This window comes from Metallococcus carri (assembly GCF_011440275.1).
In the GTDB taxonomy this organism is placed as follows: Bacteria; Actinomycetota; Actinomycetes; order Actinomycetales; family Dermatophilaceae; genus Metallococcus; species Metallococcus carri.
On record NZ_JAAOIV010000015.1, the window covers coordinates 1 to 327 of the forward strand.

A 327-nucleotide genomic window follows, 5' to 3' on the forward strand; every position below is an offset into this window, starting at 1 on the left:
TCGAGGCAAAGACACCGACCACACGGGCCGGGTCAGCTGGTTGATGAGACAGACCACGCGAGAGCCAACACCTACCCTGCCAGCCAGCCCCAGGCCAGCCACCCACACACTTACAGCTGGTTGAGCACGCTCACTCCCTCGCTGGTTGAGCAAGGGCCGAGCTTGCGAGGCCCGCGTCGAAACCGCGAGCACGCTCACTCCCTCGCTGGTTGAGCAAGGGCCGAGCTTGCGAGGCCCGCGTCGAAACCGCGAGCACGCCTCGAAACCCGCGAGCACCGCGTCGGCACCCCGCGCATCACGCCGGCGAGACTTCACCGCGGCGCTGGG